The organism is Enterococcus sp. FDAARGOS_553 (genome assembly GCF_003812305.1).
GTDB classification, from domain to species: Bacteria; Bacillota; Bacilli; order Lactobacillales; family Enterococcaceae; genus Enterococcus_D; species Enterococcus_D gallinarum.
The window spans coordinates 2,435,763-2,453,651 of record NZ_CP033740.1 but is presented as its reverse complement, the minus strand read 5'-3'; the positions used below and the strand labels follow the sequence as shown (position 1 = coordinate 2,453,651).

Here is a 17,889-nt window from a genome sequence, read left to right as displayed (position 1 = left end):
CTTAGATAAAAAGCATAGTTTTCGTAACTGCCTTGCTTTTCAACATTCATTCTGAAAGATCTTTGAAATAAAGCCCAGTTCCTTCATCCAATTCAAAGCCGTTTTTTCCAACACAGCGATTGAAACTTGATTTTCTGGCACTGGATCTGCAATGATTCGACGAGCCTGTTCATGGCTCATGATATGGATGACGAGTGCTTTGATCAACATATTTCCAAATCCTTTTTTGAGATACGTCTCTTCCCCAATGAAATAATCAATGCCAAATGTTCCAGCCGGCTCATGTTCCCATGGGTACCCTTTAACGGTCTTTTCACACACGTAATATTGGCAAAATCCGATGGGCTTATCATCAAGAAGGACGATAAAATGATGGATATAATCAAATTCTCCTGTTTCATTTCTGATTTCCGTCAACCAATCTTCTGCCGAACCAAGCCATTTCTTGATATACTCTTTTCTTAACCAGCGATCGACTAGTTCGATCTCATTGGTCAATGGACGAAGTGTCAAACAAGTTTCTGTCATTTTCTTGCCTCCTGTTCTGCTGAATTGCCAAAAATGCTATGCTAAGTTGGTTAATATTTCTTGATAACGTTTCGTTGCTAATTGACTGGCCTGTCCCTTTTTACAAAAATTCATCTTTCCTAACTTCGGCACAACACGTTCTACAATGACTTGGCCCTCTACTAATTTTGTTTCAAATTGGTGTAACGCTTCCAAAAAGCGCTCATCTCGTTTCGCATAAGGGTAAAAGGATAAAACATACAGATAATAAAAGAGATTATATCCCCTAAAAGGATATTCCGTCTGCATGAACAGCGTGCCAATGCCATAATGACAAGGACTGATTGGCTTTTTCAGTCTCCAATGCGTCAACAGAAACTCGATCGCAGGATGGATAACCGCTTGATTCTTTCCGAATGGACTATAGCGAAAGGCATCTAATAACGTTAAAGTCGTCATCGGTGTAGAATGCTCCGTTTCAGGTCCTCGACCAAAGCTATACTTGTTGCATTTCCAACCCCGATCTTCTTGCTGTGTGGAAATAAAATAGTCGAAGGTCTTAAGAAGCCGTTGATCTTCCGCATAACCGAGAACACACAGGTTCCTTAGGGCTAACGCCGTATGGCAAGGATACAGCCCACCAGATGGGGAAGTTTTGAAACGACCATCTTCTCTCCAAGTGCTGAAAATCAGCTCCGCTGTTTCTGTTAGGATCGCATCCTGGGGAGACACTCCCAGTTCAAGTAAGTACATTGGACTTTCTAACGTGGTAAACGGAGCCCCTTTCAATAATTTTCGGTCCTCAGTCGTCCAGTAATCGGCGCCATTGTCGTATCGATGTGCGATAATCTCTTCTATGTCTTCCAAATAAAGTTTATCCATAGCCTTCTCCTCTGCCTAAATTAGACTGCAAGCAAATATAAACTGGATTTCCTGTAAAAAAACTTAGTAGCACGTCTCTAGCAACTCTCCTTGTTTCTCTGGTCAATCCTGTTCGAAGAAAACCCGATAAGCATCCGTTTTGCAGGATTTTTGTTATTTTTTCAACCGAATGTCTTGAACGGTGAGTGAAAAACTATCGCATTGATTTTCCTCAAGTTTACTATTTCCCTGTTTAAAAGTAAAATGGAGAATGAATCAATCATCTACTTCAGAAGTTACCAATTTTGATTAAATTGGTTTGCCTTTGAAAACAAAAAGACGACTCTTTTGCAGAGACGTCTTTAACAATCCATTCAATCCATATGTAAGATGAATCATCCACCTCATTAAGTGTATGACTTTATCAGTTTAACTTTCCTTCTCAACTAACTTTCTTACATAAGCTACCAACGGTTCAATAGCGGTTCTATCACTAAAATCGACCGTCTGTCCATATGTTTCGATCAATGCTTTGTTTTCCGAAGTAAGTTCAGCATCAGGTACTTTTTTTAACGAGTTTATTATCACTTTTAACAGCAGTTTATTTGCCATGCTTAATTGTGTATAATCGATTCCGCCTCGAAAATGAAAAATACCTTCGGGAATGCTTTTTAATTTTTGAAGACTCTTATCTAAATCAGCATAATCCGTACCGACGGGATCGCTCAGACCAACTGTAAATACAACCAGATGATCGAAAAGGTTTCGTTTCAGTAAATCAACACCAGTGATTTTCCCAGCATAAATAGGACCGCCAAAAATGACAAATGAATATTTACGCAATTCTACGTCTTTGACTTTTTTCCCGTCGATAAGTGCTGCGTTCAACTCTTCTGCAATCCATCTGGCATATTTTTCTGTCATCCCATGTTTAGAAAAGTATACAACCGCTAGGTTATCCTTCATCATGATCCATCTCCTTGATTATGCGTTCCAGATTCTCTATCATCTTTAGTGTGACTTGAGAAGCAATTGCCAATTCATTGTCTGTTATTCCTGTAAAAACTTTATCTCGAAAATCTTGACTTTCTTTTTCACTTTGTTTTGCCAATTGTTGTCCTTTTTTTGTTATAAAAACTTCTTTGACTCGCTTATCTTGGGCACTTTGACTAACTGATACAAGTCCTTCTTTTTCCATTGTGTCGAGCATCTTGGCAATATTTTGTCTTGATGTATTCATCGTACTCGCTAATTCATTGACACTAGGTACACTCACTTTAGAAAGTTCTCTAAGATTCATTAGTAAAAACCATTGTTTCGTGGTTAATCCAGTGACAGATTTGTCTCCTGCAAATTGGAGTTTGTTCGCTAGAATAAATGTTCCACCAAATAATAGATGTCTAGGATTTTCTGGGGCCTTCATCAGCATTTCCCTTTCACAATAGGTAATAGGTTACCTATATTATATGCAACCTATTGCTTATTATCAAGATTAAGTTGTCGCGTTTAGTTTATTACATTAAAATGCGCCTTCTTCTCGTAATCGCTAGCTTTTGTTCATCTACTTAAAAAGAACGACTCAGGATATTTTCTGAGTCGTTCTGATATTTGTTTAATCTTACTTGGTCAACAAGACCACACATTCCACATGGCTTGAGAGGACAGAATGAATGTCATTCGAACCTGGCCGTTCTCGGAAACATATCTACTGCGTTTTTGGGGCTATCGGTAGACGGGAACATATCTACCAATCGTACTGTCTGCGCAAAGGAGCTGTGACATAAGTCCCTAGAAAAAGTCGTATGAAATTACGAAAAATCGTTCTTTTCATGCGATTTATTGGATAAAAGAAAAGGAGCACCGGTTGCCGCTAAAATAAAAATACTTTTCTATCCTTATCCATTAATGCCGATTTATAAATCATATATTTCGTTTAATAAGTTCCTTCTTCTCCTTGAGATGTTAGAATTAACGGCCCAGCTTTAGTGATTGCCAAGCTATGCTCATATTGACAACTTAAACTGCCATCTAGAGTTCTTGCTTCCCATCCATTAGACATCATCTTTACTTGCCCATCACCTACATTCACCATGGGTTCAATCGTGATGATCATTCCCTCTCTCAGACGAACCCCTTTCCCAGGTGTCCCATAATGAGCAAAGAAAGGTTCCTCATGGATACTAGGTCCAATTCCATGAGCAATAAAATCTCGTACGACGCTGTACCCTTGTGCTTCTACATAAGCTTGTATCGCATGACCAATATCCCCAGTCCGATTACCAACCTGTGCTTGCTCGATTCCAAGATAAAGAGCTTTTTTAGTTACCGCCATCAAATTGTCAACTTCCGGTGTGCTTGCACCTACTACATAAGCCCAACAAGAGTCCGAGATCGCGCCATTTAAATTGACACACATGTCAACTTTAACCAAATCACCTGACTTTAAGACTTGTTTTTTAGGAAATCCGTGACAAATTTCGTCGTTCACACTGATACATGTAGCATACTTATAACCTTCAAATCCAATTTGGGCAGCAATACCTCCATGACTTTCGATGTATTGACGCACAAAAACTTCAATGTCCCAGCTAGTAATTCCCGGCTTGATAAAATCTCGTAGATGGATATGAACATCGGCTAATAACGATCCAGATTCAGCCATCAACTCAATTTCTCTTTTAGATTTTAAGGTAATCATGTGTACTCCCGCTTTCAAATTTTTATAAGATTTTGTTGCAAAGTTTCAAACTGATTTAATTCCCATATTTCTACCGAAGCTTTCAGCCAGAATGCCGAGTAGCCTTTTTATTTCTCTGCAGTCCAAAAAAGAAGAAGATTTATTCTTTACATCCTAGGAAACATAGCAGTATACGATGGCTTTTTTAGGAGAGCGTCGTCCGTTGGAGCAGATCAATAAATATCATATAACATGCTTTTCGCTCTGATAAAAATCCGTTTTCTCGAATGGACGCTCTAATATCCTCATGGCATCTTCCCTTTTGATATTTAAAAATGCTATATACCAACTATCCCTTTTCCCTTCATTCTCTTTAGAAAGATAGATTCTGTCCATTTGCTTTCAATTTCTTTGATAACGATAGACCTCAGCAAAACAAATCCTCCTCAAGCTTCATAATAGCTAGATGTCTTCTTTCTGGGGTGTGTTCGGTTATTTAGATGTGCTTTCACTAGTAGTATCCTTTAATAATTCTTCAAACCATTGCACGTTTACGACATGATGAGAACGGGAATTTTCCAACATCTTTTTAAAATAAGTAGGGATAGCTTCATTATGTTGAAGTGTTTGATCTAATAAAAAAATTTTCTTTTTCGTTTGTTCAATTTGTATTTTTATTAGCTTTATAAATTCCTCTTTTTTATATTCGTTAGCAAATAACATCGCTGCATAAAAAGAGAAATTGATATAATCGGTCTTAGATCCATACTTTACCATTAATTTTTCGAATTCTTTGTTTCCTCGTTCTGTAATGATATAATTATGCTTTTCTCTCGTGTCATCCAGTTGATCAATTTTTTTAATATATTGCTTTTCTTCTAATTGTTGCAGATTATAATAGAAGGATCCTTTTGTATAGTTTACGATATATTTATAGTGACGATCCTCCATTAAAGCTAATAATTCGTACCCATAGGAACCCGGTTTTTGCTTTAATAGACCTAAAATTAGTAGTGGAATCAAAAAAATGCCCTCCTCACACCTCGAACTCATATACTATTATGCTACACCTTACCCCTTAGAGATTTGTTTCAGATGTGTTTCAAATTGAGAATAGGAAATTTTGCCTAACGCCAATTCCAGACTTGCCATATATATCTTTTCCGTTTGGGTATGTGGTCGTTCATTATGAAGCTTGGTCCATTCATTTTCATTATTTAATGGATTTAATATATGCTGCCTATTAGAGAAAGCTGCAAAATATCGTAAGCCAAATTTTCTTTGTGAAATTGCATCGATATGAATACCATCAGGATTAGATGTTAAACCTTCTGCTGTGACAAAGTAACAATTATCTTGTTCGAAAGCAAATTTTTGCAATTCTTGATTGATGAAATTATATTCTGTACAATTTTTTCCGAACCCCTCTTTACCTAGAAAATCTCCTAAGCCACCAATAATGATCGGTATATTGGGGGCATTTAATTCCTCTCTAAAAGCCTTCATAATTGAAAGTAATTTTTGGTAATAGACTTTATACTTCCCATTCATACTATCGCTTTCTCCTTGGTGCCAAAGAATTCCTGTTAATTCACTATTCTCCATAGCAAATTTTGCTTCTGTTATAGCATGTCTAAAAAGAGCCTGATCTACATGCCACTCATCCAGCGTACTGCCACCTTCCGCACAAGGAATTAAGCCAATCGTCTCTTCTGGATTTTCATGACACCATGCATCTGCAAAGGAACCAGCTAGACTGATTCCAGAAACAGGGCGATCATAATTAATGGGTTCCGTCATCATTTGCCATCTTCCATTACGCAACATTTTAATTTTTTCATTATAAATGGGAGGTACATCCTGGATGAACCCTCGCCCTGCCATATTAGATTGTCCTATCATTAAAAATGATTTCATCATTTTCTTCATCCTTTCTTTCTATTGGCTATTTGCGAAGAAATACTTCCAAGCTTCAATAAATATTGTGGAGATACTCAGTTAATTGACTGCTTCGTTCAATTTTCTTGAGTTATAAAAATAATCATAGTCTAATTAGACGAATATCATATAAACATTATAGTCTAATTAGACTTATTGTCAACAATATTTTTTGACGAGACTGAGACCTATTCATCCATTATTTTTACATTTACGCTCTCCAATTGATTTCTGAGCTAATTAATCGTAAAAAATAGCCGACTAAGGGAAATACGTTACTTCAAACCCCAGTTGGCATTAATTTTCAGTAAACTATAATTTAATTTATTTCTTGATATTATCGATAAGAGGGAACACATTCACTAGCTTTTAATTATTTTTTATGACTCAACAAATGATGGAAAAATGTGGTAAAGTTTACATCAAGAATAATAGATAGTAACAAACAAATCTGATTTTATAGAAAACAGACAGATAATATATAAATGCAAGAAATTATCATATGGTTAATGAATGAAACAAGCCTTAACACTAGACATTGCCTTTTTTGATTCTATCACTTTTAAAACTGATAAACCATTCTCAACAATGTAATTTTCTGAAACATTAAAATAGGGATAGAGTATAGATATCCCCTATCCCTATTATCCTCTTGACATGAAATGCTGATTTTTGATTCATCAGCATTCCTTAACAATGAACTCACTCTTTTAAACTAAAAGTATAGTTAGTAAATAAATTTATCATTCTACCTTTAATCTTTAGTTTTTATTTCTTTAATATAGTTTGACGACTACATCATCCTTTAAATAATCTATAGCTTTTAAAAAGAGAGAGAGCTTGAGAATAATTTATTTGCTTTTCTGTAGTAATTCCAGCTTTCGCTAACGATCTTCTCAATTGATTTTTTGTAAATATCAAATGAATATTCCCCGATATCCACGCTTCAATAAATTTTTTATATTCCTCTATTTCTTTTTTACTGAAACGATTTGATCTCCGTACCAAACGAACCAATGCACATTGAACATTTGGTTTAGGATGAAAATAATAATTCGGAATCTTTTTTAGTATATGGACTTCTACCTCCAGCAACAAAAGAGCCCCAAGTAATCTTGATGTATCCATCAGTCGCAAAGCAAAACCATACTCAACAATCAAATCAATTTGATATGCACGACTATGAAAAACAACTTTCCTCACTATGTCGGTACTAATGTTAAATGGAATATTTCCAAACACCCGATATTGTATATCTTTATTGGGAAACGAGTATTTCAAAACATCCACGTGGTATACTCGCACATTGGCGTACGTTTTTAACTTCTTTTTCGCTTTTTCAGTTAACTACTTATCTTTCTCTATAGAGATAACTTTTTTCGTTCGTTTTGCTAAAGATTCCGTTAAATGACCTTTTCCAGTACCTATCTCGTAGACAAGATCATCTTCTTTAAAGTTCAAACTACCTACAAAAAATCTGACATATTATAAAAGTCCATAGGCTGTTTTTGTACTTTATCTTCACTTTCCATATCCACACCTGCTTTTTCTTTTTATAATACCAAGAAAAACAGTCTATAGGAATGACTATTTACACTTGAAATGTAATTACTTTTTCAACTCAAATATTATGATATGTATATCTTAAATATTGGGATAAGAATAGCCCTTCATTTCAAAAGTAGGGAATGTTTCATCTATCCTATCTCCACAACCTCATGAAGTTATCTAATCTGTCTCCACAACCTTACGAACATTTTTGCGGTAAATATGTTTCCTCAAAGAATAAAAATAAGGGTTTCCCGACATTAACATCCTCGGCAAAGTAGCCGTGAGAAAAGTTCAATGTCAGGAAACCCTTTATTTATCAGCGCTTTGAAAAGTCCTATTTCTCCACCCTTGACATCAAGACAACACACTCAACATGAGTGGTTTGTGGGAATAGATCAACTGGCTGGACTTGTTTTGTCACATAGCCTTCTTCTGCAAATAGCGCTAGATCACGTGCTAGTGTGGCTGGGTTGCAAGAAATATAGACAATGCGCTCTGGCTTAACCGCAGCTGTTGTCTCGATAAAGCTAGCTTCTAGACCTTTTCTTGGCGGATCGACAAAGACAACAGTTGGCTGAATGCCTTCACGTAACCATTGAGGCATAATCTTCTCCGCTTTGCCTACAAAGTAATGAACATTTTCTAAGCCATTTCTCGCAGCATTTGCTTTGGCATCTTCGACCGCTTCAGCAACAACTTCCATTCCGAGAACTTCTTGGACACGATCAGCTAAACTGATTCCGATGGTTCCGATTCCGGCATATGCATCCACGACAATGTCATCCGGCTGTAGATCTGCTAATTCAAACGCTTTTTGATACAGCACTTCTGTTTGGGCCGTATTGACTTGGTAGAAAGATTTGGCAGAGATTTGGAACGTCTTATCGAACAATTGGTCATCAATCGAAGCTTTTCCATAAAGGACTTTCTCTACATCACCCATGATGACATTGGTTTTTTCTTCATTGATATTTTGGATCACCGATACTACTTCAGGAAGCTCTTCATGAATGACTTCAGCAATCTCTTCTCCTTTGAAAAACTTCGCTTTTCGTGTGACTAAAACGACCATCATTTCTCCTGAGTGGTGTCCGCGACGGATCACAACGTGTCGTAAAAAGCCTTCGTGAGCTTCTTCGTTGTAGGCTTTGACGTTAAAACGCTGCAAAATGTTCCGCACGGTTACGATTGCTTGATCGATCGCCGGATCTTGGATATAGAAATCTTCGATTGGCACCAAGGTATGACTATTTTTGCGGTAAAAACCAGTAGTCAACTGCCCTTTGATTTTTTGAACGGGAATTTGCGCTTTGTTACGGTAGCCAAAAGGTTGTTCCATGCCGATCGTAGGCAATACCTCAACTTGCGGCATTTTCGCGACTTTTGCTAAAACATTCTCTACTTGTTGTTGTTTGAATGCCAATTGCTTTTCGTACTTCAAATGACTCAAAGGTGCGATACCGGTTCGCAACAAATCTTCATTAGGCAGTTCTTGACGATCTGGACTCGTTTGTAACAGTTTCATCACTTTGGCAAAACCGAATTTGTTGCCAACTTTCAACACTTTGACTAACGCACGTTCGCCGGGTAATGTGTTTTCAATAAAAAGTAAATAGCCATCGACTTTGGCGATGCCGTTTCCTTCATGGGAAAGATCTAAAATATCGACCTCAAGTTCCTGATTCTTCTTAACAGGATAATTTTTCATAGGTTTCTCCTTTGTACTTGCTTTTCTCATTTTAAAAAGGAATCACTGAAATTGCAAGCGCTGTTTATTTCGATGATGGCTCTTCGCCAACATTTTGAACAAAAAACATCCGAAGGATAGAATCGGCTGATTGCTTTTAGGCTCTGCGGCGAAGAGCCGCTGCACCACAAGAGCAATTCCTTTTCTATTCTTCGGAAAATCATCTACACGAGAAGTCTTAGACTTCCTTAGGTGTTTTATTTATCAGCTGTTTTTCTTTTTCTGTGATTTTTCCCGTTCGCTCTTGTTCAAGATTTGTTTTCTCAAACGAATGCTTTCTGGGGTTACTTCACAGTATTCATCATCGTTCAAGAATTCCAATGATTCTTCCAAAGAAAGAATGCGAGGTTTCTTGATAACGGATGTTTGGTCTTTGTTTGCTGAACGAACGTTAGTCATTTGTTTTGCTTTCGTGATATTAACGGTTAAGTCTTTGTCACGAGAGTTTTCACCAATGATCATTCCTTCGTATACTTCGGTACCTGGTTCAACAAAAACAGTTCCCCGTTCTTCAATACTCATGATCGAGTAAGTCGTTGCTTTACCTGTATCGATAGAAACCAGTGCGCCTTGATGACGACCACCGATTTGACCTTGGATCATTGGCAAATATTGATCGAAGGTGTGGTGCATGATGCCGTAACCGCGAGTCATAGATAAGAATTCTGTCGTATAACCGATCAATCCTCGAGCAGGTGCCAAGAAAATGATGCGCACTTGTCCATTTCCTGTATTGATCATGTCTTGCATTTCTGCTTTACGCATGCCCAATGATTCGATGACTGATCCCATGTATTCTTCCGGTGTATCGATTTGAACACGTTCAAATGGTTCACATTTCACGCCATCAATTTCACGTTCAATGACTTCTGGACGAGAAACTTGCAATTCAAAGCCTTCACGACGCATATTTTCGATCAAGATCGACAAATGAAGTTCTCCACGGCCAGAAACGATCCATGAGTCAGGTCCAATTGGATCAACACGCAATGACACGTCTGTTTGCAATTGAGCCATCAAGCGCTCTTCGATTTTACGTGCTGTAACGAATTTTCCTTCACGACCAGCAAAAGGAGAATTGTTCACGATGAATGTCATTTGCAATGTTGGTTCATCAATATGCAGCACAGGTAATGAATCTTGGTGATCAATTGGTGTCACTGTTTCACCAACGAAGATATCTTCCATTCCGGAAACCGCGATCAAATCACCGGCTTTGGCTTCTTGGATCTCTAAACGTTTCAAACCAAAGAAACCGAAAAGTTTCGTTACACGGAATTTTTTGACTTCTCCATTTAATTTCATCAATGCAACTTGGTCGCCGACTTTGATTGATCCGCGGAAGACACGGCCAATTCCGATACGTCCAACATAATCATTATAATCAAGCAATGATACTTGGAATTGCAAAGGTTCGTCACTGTTGTCGATTGGTGCTGGAATGTGTTCAATGATCGTATCGAACAATGGCGCCATCGTTTTTTGCTGATCAGCTGGATCGTCTGATGCACTAGATGTACCGTTGATTGCAGAAGCGTAAATGACTGGGAAATCTAATTGGTCGTCATCTGCCCCTAATTCAATAAATAATTCCAACACTTCATCGACAACGTGTTCTGGACGAGCAGATGGTTTATCAATTTTGTTTACAACAACGATTGGCACTAAATGTTGTTCCAACGCTTTTTTCAAAACAAAACGTGTTTGCGGCATCGTTCCTTCATACGCATCAACAACTAAGACAACACCGTCGACCATTTTCATGATTCGTTCCACTTCTCCACCGAAGTCCGCGTGTCCCGGGGTATCCATGATGTTGATTTTTGTGCCATTGTATTCAACGGCCGTATTTTTTGCTAAGATCGTGATACCACGTTCTTTCTCGATCGCATTTGAATCCATCGCCCGTTCTTGTAATTGGGTATGGCTATCTAACGTTTGGGATTGTTTCAATAATTCATCAACTAATGTAGTTTTTCCGTGGTCAACGTGGGCAATAATAGCGACGTTGCGGATATCATTTCTAATATTCAATTTATAAACTCCTTTTTTGGTGACATTGCACTCGACAAGCCATTATACCAGAATTTCTTTCTGAAATATAGTGCAAAGTTTTCATTTTTACAGAAAAAAACAGATACCCGTAGATATCTGCTCGTCATTTATTGATTTGCGATCGTCAATAATTCTTGAAATGCTGTTGGTGTGCCACCAATAAACAATTCCCGACCATCTAGAGCAAGTTCCTCTCCGGTGATATTCGCCATCTTCAAACCTAATGTTTCCATTAAGATACCGCCAGGGGCATAGTCCCATGGCGCTAGGTTGGAAATATAGCCTGCGCGCTGACCTAAGACCAGCGCAATCAATTCGATGCCCGCACAACCGGTCATCCGTACACCTAGTGCCCGTTCACTCATTTCGACTTCATGATGACGATTATGCATCAACATGGGCGCATTTAATCCGATCAATCCTTCCTCTAAAGCGATATCTTTCGGCGGATCGATTTTTTTTCCGTTGCAAAAGACCCCAATTTCCGGACCACCCCAAAGAAATTCATTTTTCATGACATTATAAACAAAGCCAAAACGTCCTTGGCCTTCTTCATATACAGCAATCATGATACAGAAATTCTCTTTTTCCAACACGAAATTCATGGTTCCGTCAATAGGATCAATGATAAATACTCGTCCACTAAAATCTGAAAGTCGATCTAAACCATTTTCTTCCCCTAGAATTTTTGCTTCTGGGTCAAAGGCTTGAATCTTCTCAATTAGAAAATCCTGCGTCGCCTTATCCAGTTCAGTCACCAAATCTTTCCGACCTGATTTTGTTTCAACGATCAGAGACTCTTTATTTAGGTTTTCTTTGATTTTTTCCCCTGCTGCAATCATCCAGCTATGGATTTCACTAACGATTTCTTGCATGGTTGCTTTCTACTCCTTCATTTTCAGTTTACCGCTTGTCGTCTTGGCCGCTTGAACCGTTCGATACAATGAGTATCCGCTCAAGTCTTCGAAATCTCTGCCTAAACGGCGCTCTTCCCCAATACTTGGCACAACTTTCTTAAACTGCTGATAAGCTTCTAAAAACTCCGCTGCCGGGATCCCTTTCTCGTAGGCTCGTTCTAAGCGATCCCATAGATTCATTACAATAACCATTTCATCTGTTGACCAGTCCAGATCTAGAGGATATTGATAATCACGCATTTTAATCACCCCTATTCGTCCTATTCAGTGTACCATAAAAATACAAATTGGTCAGAGACTCTGTCGCAAAATAAAAGAGGACAGCTCTCAATGAGAGATGCACCCCCTATTTAAAAAAATGAACGAATGTTTTGAAGAAGACCCCATGATGCCTAGGCTATATCGCCTTTTACAGACTTAATCGAGCTTAGTCCTAGCTCTAACTAAAATACGAGATACCTTAACTCATTCCACGTTGGTTCATTTAGATAGTTGTGCTAGAACTTCAGTAAAGTCTTTAACATAATAGCGTAGGTTTTTTCTTCCCTTAATAAGGATCGTATGTCCCTCGTTTTCCAAAGCGCTTTTTTGTTTCTCGATTCCGCCTGGATACTTAGGATTTAACTCCCCATTCGCTTTTAATGTCCGCCAGAAAGGAATTTTATCTGTTTTTCTTTGTTCACTAGCCCATGCTGCGATGGAAACAAAAATACCCGCGGTGATTGGATCTGTGAAATCGGCGCCATACCTTTCTGCCAGATACTCGCGAATCTTACTAATCGTCATCACTTGGCCTAATGGGATACGCCCCATGATTTGATTGTAATCCACTGGAGGAGCCAAAAGCATTCTCTTTCCCCCATATTTCTCAATACTCTTTTCATCTATGATTTGCTTGATTTTCGGCATTCCTTTCGTCTCATGGAGCATCTTATTGAAATCTTTCTTTTTTTCATCGACCATACTAGTCCCTCCTTTACTTTCAAAGTACCGCCTTCTAAATCAAACTGCAATGAGAAGCTTCAAATTATTTTGAAAAAGCATGCAAAAATAAAAAATTCTTGATGATCTGAACGGATTTCCACCAATTCACGCTGATATAAAACTTTGTATATTCTGTGCCCCATTGCCATGGAATAGGGAAAGAACCATCTTCTAGCTGGTTCTCTGAGATTTTAGCGGCTTCTTGCTGACAAAGTTCTTTATCAAAAATGGTGAGCATTTGTTCTTTCGAGAAAAAAAGTCCGATGGTTTGCTGGTGTAAGAAGTGAACCATTCTTCTGGGTCTTTCGAGACGGTTTGACGAATTTGTTGGAACAACACTTCTTGAAAATTTATGTTCTCCAAAAGAGGTTGATCATGTGTTTTTTTACAATAGTTTAGCATTTCCAATTAAACGACTAATGTATGCCTATCATCGTTGTCTCATTGAGAAAGCTTCAATGGCGGTTTGAAGGATTCCCTCCGTTTGTTGAGATAAACCAGTAGCTTCCACGCGGATGATCATACCAGCAAAACTCACGGTGGGATTATTAGCCGGCACACCTACAGGACTCTCCCACCAGATGGCATGGGGGTAAAAGCAGTCGGAGGTACTTGGTTCCGCCATTTCCCTTCAGAAAAATCTTTCCCACTGGACAACTACCTCAAGATCCCCTGTAATATAGGATTTTTAGCATCAAGGCAATTGATCTCTCATAAAATACTGCAGGCAGCTCACGCCGCAATCGGGGTGCTGTTGGGTTTCCAATTGTCTGGCTCTAAGCCGTGACCAAAGCCGCCATCCTCGTTTTGATAGACCTCTAACATCTGTAAAACATTCTCCCGACTACCGTCTTCAAAATGAATCTGCCAGCGTGCAAGTTCCAATGGACGTACATTCTGGTAAATAGATTGTCTAGCTTTTTCAAAAGGTTCCCTATTTTCACGCTCCTATTCAGTCTTGTTCAGATCTGTTCAGACTTGTTCAGATCTGTTCAGACTTGTTAAGGCTTGCTAAGACTTATTGGTTACTTTGATTATGACCTAATTTATTATTCGTTACAACGCTTACACTGCTAGAACTATCCCTTCATTGATCTTCTATTTTCTTTAACGACTGCTTTTTTTACTCTTGCGGCTAAACTTTACAGATAAATGCTAGTCGTCTTTCTTGAAAAGCATTCTTTTGGTGTTTCCTTTTCCTTGATGTTACAGTAAGAATAGCAAGAATAAAGGAGGATTTCATTTGCGCTTAGAAAATAAAAAAATCATCGCGTTAGTCGACAATGATTTCGAGGATTTAGAGCTTTGGTACCCTGTTCACCGTTTGCGAGAAGAAGGCGCTCAAGTGGATTTAGTTGGCGAAGAAGCCTATAAAAGCTATAAAGGAAAATACGGAGTTCCTGCAGAATCCGCGTTTGCTTTTGACGACATCCATGTGGCTGATTATGATGCCATCTTAGTCCCTGGCGGTTGGGCACCGGATAAACTGCGCCGATTCCCACAAGTCATTTCTTTTGTTCAAGCAATGGACAAAGAAGAAAAAGTCATTGGTCAAATATGTCATGCCGGCTGGGTCTTGATTTCCGCGAATATATTGCAAGGAAGAAAAGTGACTAGCACCCCTGGCATAAAAGACGATATGACAAACGCCGGAGCTACTTGGGTGGATACACCAGTTATCACCGACGGTCATATCGTTTCAAGCCGTAGACCACCTGACCTGCCCGATTATATGCGGGAATTCATCGCTGTTTTAGAAAAGAAATAACCCGGTTAGGCTGATTCACTTTAACGAAAAAGAGTGGCGAACAATCATCGCCACTCTTTTTCGTTATCATTTTTGAACATTGCTCTAGCTATTTTTGTCATTCCTTGTCTGCTATTCGGAAAGATCGGAAACAGCAGAGGCCTTTGGCAGCTTACGGATCCCCCATAGCGTCAATAACGCTCCAATCAAAGCAAAGCACGTGCCGCACAATAACATCTGCCAGACACCGAAGTTCTGTAAAAGGCTGCCGCCTAAGATATTCCCCAGCACACCGCCTAATGTCGTCGCAATAATGATCAGCGTTTGTCCAAATACCCGATCTTCATCTGCCAATACGTGATTGAAGAGATAAGCAGACGCTGGGATAAATAAAGCAAAACTAAAGCCCTGCAATAGGTGTGTCATTTCCATCATAACAATCGTGCTGATAAGCAACATCATTACTCCTCTGACTGCAAATGCGATACTAGAAAACAAAAGCCAAAACTTGCTGGACTTTCTTTTGACCAAATGTTCGAAGAATATCATTCCTGGCAACTCGCATAATGCAGCAATCATTAATGAAATTCCTACTTCTTTGCTGCCGCCTCCGATCGAAGTAAAAATCTGTGCCAAGAAGCTATTGATCATTGTGTGAAAGCTGAACAGAAAGCTGAATCCTATGAATAACAAAAGTAAAAAAGGATATTTTTTTCCTAACCCACCCGAATGCTTCTCTTCTATCTTCAACGGCAGAACCCTTGTCTTCACTGTGGGCAGCAAAAGTAAGAGGACAAAAAACAGTCCTGCTTCTACTAATGCCATTATTGGGAGAAGCGCAGCAGAATAGCTCGCCAACAACTGCCCTAATAAGAAAGAAGTTGCGGCATATCCTAGTGAACCGCCTGCTCTCGAAAAACCAAAATTAATCCCATAGCCGGTGTTCACATACTCAAATGCAAGAGCATTGATAAATGACTGCATGGAAACTAGCACGATTGCACCAATGATAAAACTGATAATCGTCAGTGCTGGCAGTAATAACCCTACTAGAAGAGCGATAATCAGGCTCAGTGTCATCCCTTTTAGGACAGCAATCAAGGGAATCCTTTTTCTTTTAATGATCACTTGACTGATGAAAGGCTGAAGCGCGGCTGAAAAAATATTGATAAGTGCTAAGATCCCACCGATTTTTGCTGGATCGATCTTAAAATAAATCAGAAATAATGTGGCAAATCCATAAATTGAACAAAACATCATCCAATAAAGAAATTGCAGACTTGTATAATAGAGACGAATCGTTTTCCCACCCAATTGTTTACGCATACAATCCCCGCCTTCATCCGTTTTAGATAGCAACTTAATATAGCATAATTCAGACAGATTTGCTACAGCAATCAAGTAGGCAACCGTCAGTATTTTATGCCATTCACTGATACTTGATCACATAAAAAAACTCGCTCATCGAAAGGATGAACGAGTCTTCTATCATTAAATATGGATTGGTAAGCCTAATGCCAACTCAGCAGCATCCATGGTGATCTCACCTAAAGATGGATGTGGGTGGATCGTTAACGCGATATCTTCTGCGTTCATACCTGATTCGATTGCAAGAGCCAATTCTGAAACCATGTCACTTGCACCTAAACCAGCGATTTGCGCACCGATGATCACATTGTCTTCTACTGTTGTTACTAAGCGTATAAATCCTTCTGTTTTACCAAGAGACAATGCACGACCATTTCCAGAGAATGGGAATTTGTAAGCTTTCGCTTCAATTCCAGCATCTTTTGCATCTTTGATCGTCATACCGACAGAAGCTAATTCTGGATCAGTAAAGGCAACCGCTGGCATTGCTTTATAATCAACAGCAACTTTTTTACCAGAAATGGCTTCAGCAGCAATTTTTGCTTCATAACTTGCTTTATGAGCAAGTGCTGCACCAGGTACGATATCTCCGATTGCAAAGATGTTTGATACGTTCGTACGGCCTTGTTTGTCAACTGTGATTAATCCACGTTCGCCAACTTCGACACCGGCTTGCTCTAAGCCCATGTCATCTGTATTCGGACGTCGACCAACTGTAACCATCACATAGTCAGCTGTCACTGATTCTTCTTTGCCATCAACAGCGTATTTAACCGTTACACTATCGCCATTATCAACAGCTTCTTTAGCCATTGCATTAGTAACGATCGTTACGCCTTTTTTAGCGAAGTCTTCTTCAACTAATTTAACCATATCTTTTTCATAAGTTGGCAAAATTTGAGGAGAACCTTCAAGAATCGTTACTTCTGCTCCAAGGTTTGCATAAGCAGCACCAAGTTCAGAACCGATGACACCGCCACCGATAACAACGAATTTTTTAGGCACTTCTTTCAATGCCAATCCGCCAGTAGAATCAAGCACACGTCCACCGAATTTGAAACCAGGGATTTCAATTGGGCGAGAACCTGTCGCGATGATTGCATTATTGAAAGAATAAGTTTGAGCTGAATCAGGATGAATCACACGTAATGTGTGATCATCAACAAAGAAAGCTTCCCCTTCAATTGTTTCAACTTTGTGTTTTTTCAATAGGAAGCCAACACCTGAAGTCAATGTTTTCACAACTTTGTTGTCTTTCCATTCTTGTGTTTTAGCAAAATCAAGAGATACGTTTTCGCTTGTTACACCAAACATTGTCGAATCTAGTGATTCTTGGTAATGATGTCCTGCTGCAATCAATGCTTTTGAAGGGATACAACCAACGTTTAAACAAACACCGCCAATGTATTCTCTTTCAATGATCGCAACTTTTTGTCCCATTTCCGCTGCGCGGATGGCAGCTACATAGCCACCAGGTCCCGCACCGATTACAACTGTATCTAATTCAACAGCAAAATCTCCAACTACCATTTGTTAA

17 protein-coding genes and 1 pseudogene are annotated in these 17,889 nt (G+C 38.9%); 1 reads left to right on the top strand and 17 read right to left on the bottom strand.

From position 1 onward, the window contains the following. Window positions 1–39: 39 nt before the first annotated feature. From EGX73_RS12230 to EGX73_RS16285, 15 genes and pseudogenes are all read right to left on the bottom strand, one after another. A complete protein-coding gene (locus EGX73_RS12230; RefSeq protein WP_003127241.1) occupies window positions 40–528 on the bottom strand; it encodes a GNAT family N-acetyltransferase in 489 nt (162 codons plus the stop codon). Between the two features lie 36 nt (window positions 529–564). Beyond that, window positions 565–1,389, bottom strand: a complete 825-nt coding sequence (locus EGX73_RS12225) for a prenyltransferase (RefSeq protein ID WP_123866973.1) — start codon at window positions 1,387–1,389, stop codon at window positions 565–567. Between the two features lie 408 nt (window positions 1,390–1,797). Continuing rightward, window positions 1,798–2,337, bottom strand: a complete 540-nt coding sequence (locus EGX73_RS12220; protein ID WP_003127237.1) for a flavodoxin domain-containing protein — start codon at window positions 2,335–2,337, stop codon at window positions 1,798–1,800. Continuing rightward, entirely contained in the window at window positions 2,324–2,791 is a 468-nt protein-coding gene (locus EGX73_RS12215) for a MarR family winged helix-turn-helix transcriptional regulator (protein WP_034704739.1), read from the bottom strand. Before EGX73_RS12215 ends, EGX73_RS12220 begins: the two co-directional genes overlap by 14 nt. Window positions 2,792–3,301: 510 nt before the next feature. Beyond that, entirely contained in the window at window positions 3,302–4,066 is a 765-nt protein-coding gene (map, locus tag EGX73_RS12210; RefSeq protein ID WP_041120259.1) for a type I methionyl aminopeptidase, read from the bottom strand. Between the two features lie 471 nt (window positions 4,067–4,537). Continuing rightward, window positions 4,538–5,068, bottom strand: coding sequence for a PadR family transcriptional regulator (locus EGX73_RS12205; RefSeq protein WP_003127233.1), 531 nt, complete (start codon window positions 5,066–5,068; stop codon window positions 4,538–4,540). 48 nt (window positions 5,069–5,116) lie between these two features. Beyond that, window positions 5,117–5,962: a sialate O-acetylesterase gene (locus EGX73_RS12200; RefSeq protein WP_227173559.1), complete on the bottom strand. Its 846-nt coding sequence runs from the start codon at window positions 5,960–5,962 to the stop codon at window positions 5,117–5,119. An 819-nt stretch (window positions 5,963–6,781) separates the two neighbouring features. Next, a pseudogene (locus EGX73_RS12195) lies at window positions 6,782–7,444 on the bottom strand (rRNA adenine N(6)-methyltransferase family protein). 424 nt (window positions 7,445–7,868) lie between these two features. After that, window positions 7,869–9,242: a 23S rRNA (uracil(1939)-C(5))-methyltransferase RlmD gene (gene rlmD, locus EGX73_RS12185; RefSeq protein ID WP_086269219.1), complete on the bottom strand. Its 1,374-nt coding sequence runs from the start codon at window positions 9,240–9,242 to the stop codon at window positions 7,869–7,871. A 243-nt stretch (window positions 9,243–9,485) separates the two neighbouring features. Continuing rightward, window positions 9,486–11,315 carry a translational GTPase TypA gene (gene typA, locus EGX73_RS12180; RefSeq protein WP_003127228.1) on the bottom strand — a complete coding sequence of 610 codons (1,830 nt, stop codon included), beginning with the start codon at window positions 11,313–11,315 and terminating at the stop codon, window positions 9,486–9,488. Between the two features lie 128 nt (window positions 11,316–11,443). After that, window positions 11,444–12,211, bottom strand: coding sequence for an inositol monophosphatase family protein (locus EGX73_RS12170; RefSeq protein ID WP_003127227.1), 768 nt, complete (start codon window positions 12,209–12,211; stop codon window positions 11,444–11,446). 9 nt (window positions 12,212–12,220) lie between these two features. Further along, window positions 12,221–12,493: a UPF0223 family protein gene (locus tag EGX73_RS12165; protein ID WP_021150945.1), complete on the bottom strand. Its 273-nt coding sequence runs from the start codon at window positions 12,491–12,493 to the stop codon at window positions 12,221–12,223. Window positions 12,494–12,733: 240 nt separating this feature from the next. Then, complete coding sequence (locus EGX73_RS12160) at window positions 12,734–13,216, bottom strand: MGMT family protein (RefSeq protein ID WP_003127225.1); 483 nt, start codon at window positions 13,214–13,216, stop codon at window positions 12,734–12,736. 64 nt (window positions 13,217–13,280) lie between these two features. Next, window positions 13,281–13,529, bottom strand: coding sequence for a hypothetical protein (locus EGX73_RS16290; protein ID WP_003127224.1), 249 nt, complete (start codon window positions 13,527–13,529; stop codon window positions 13,281–13,283). A gap of 440 nt (window positions 13,530–13,969) precedes the next feature. After that, the gene (locus tag EGX73_RS16285) at window positions 13,970–14,122 is read right to left on the bottom strand and encodes a hypothetical protein (RefSeq protein WP_003127222.1); all 153 of its coding nucleotides are present in this window, start codon (window positions 14,120–14,122) and stop codon (window positions 13,970–13,972) included. Between the two features lie 358 nt (window positions 14,123–14,480). Here EGX73_RS16285 and EGX73_RS12150 point away from each other — a divergent pair, with 358 nt between their 5' ends. Further along, window positions 14,481–15,005, top strand: coding sequence for a type 1 glutamine amidotransferase domain-containing protein (locus tag EGX73_RS12150; protein WP_021150947.1), 525 nt, complete (start codon window positions 14,481–14,483; stop codon window positions 15,003–15,005). 111 nt (window positions 15,006–15,116) lie between these two features. Here the strand turns inward: EGX73_RS12150 and EGX73_RS12145 are convergent, their stop codons facing one another. Together EGX73_RS12145 and lpdA are read right to left on the bottom strand one after the other, a co-directional pair. Further along, window positions 15,117–16,310, bottom strand: coding sequence for an MFS transporter (locus EGX73_RS12145; RefSeq protein WP_123866972.1), 1,194 nt, complete (start codon window positions 16,308–16,310; stop codon window positions 15,117–15,119). 165 nt (window positions 16,311–16,475) lie between these two features. Next, the gene (lpdA, locus tag EGX73_RS12140) at window positions 16,476–17,882 is read right to left on the bottom strand and encodes a dihydrolipoyl dehydrogenase (protein ID WP_003127217.1); all 1,407 of its coding nucleotides are present in this window, start codon (window positions 17,880–17,882) and stop codon (window positions 16,476–16,478) included. Window positions 17,883–17,889: the final 7 nt, after the last annotated feature.

Excerpts from the sequence above, each read along its gene's own strand:
- EGX73_RS16290 (WP_003127224.1), bottom strand. The coding sequence starts at position 13,529 with ATGGTTCACTTCTTACACCAGCAAACCATCGGACTTTTTTTCTCGAAA.
- EGX73_RS12165 (WP_021150945.1), bottom strand. The coding sequence starts at position 12,493 with ATGCGTGATTATCAATATCCTCTAGATCTGGACTGGTCAACAGATGAA.
- EGX73_RS12170 (WP_003127227.1), bottom strand. The coding sequence starts at position 12,211 with ATGCAAGAAATCGTTAGTGAAATCCATAGCTGGATGATTGCAGCAGGG.
- EGX73_RS12145 (WP_123866972.1), bottom strand. The coding sequence starts at position 16,310 with ATGCGTAAACAATTGGGTGGGAAAACGATTCGTCTCTATTATACAAGT.
- EGX73_RS12220 (WP_003127237.1), bottom strand. The coding sequence starts at position 2,337 with ATGATGAAGGATAACCTAGCGGTTGTATACTTTTCTAAACATGGGATG.
- EGX73_RS12230 (WP_003127241.1), bottom strand. The coding sequence starts at position 528 with ATGACAGAAACTTGTTTGACACTTCGTCCATTGACCAATGAGATCGAA.
- EGX73_RS12200 (WP_227173559.1), bottom strand. The coding sequence starts at position 5,962 with ATGAAATCATTTTTAATGATAGGACAATCTAATATGGCAGGGCGAGGG.
- map (WP_041120259.1), bottom strand. The coding sequence starts at position 4,066 with ATGATTACCTTAAAATCTAAAAGAGAAATTGAGTTGATGGCTGAATCT.
- EGX73_RS12225 (WP_123866973.1), bottom strand. The coding sequence starts at position 1,389 with ATGGATAAACTTTATTTGGAAGACATAGAAGAGATTATCGCACATCGA.
- EGX73_RS12160 (WP_003127225.1), bottom strand. The coding sequence starts at position 13,216 with ATGGTCGATGAAAAAAAGAAAGATTTCAATAAGATGCTCCATGAGACG.
- lpdA (WP_003127217.1), bottom strand. The coding sequence starts at position 17,882 with ATGGTAGTTGGAGATTTTGCTGTTGAATTAGATACAGTTGTAATCGGT.
- rlmD (WP_086269219.1), bottom strand. The coding sequence starts at position 9,242 with ATGAAAAATTATCCTGTTAAGAAGAATCAGGAACTTGAGGTCGATATT.
- EGX73_RS12215 (WP_034704739.1), bottom strand. The coding sequence starts at position 2,791 with ATGAAGGCCCCAGAAAATCCTAGACATCTATTATTTGGTGGAACATTT.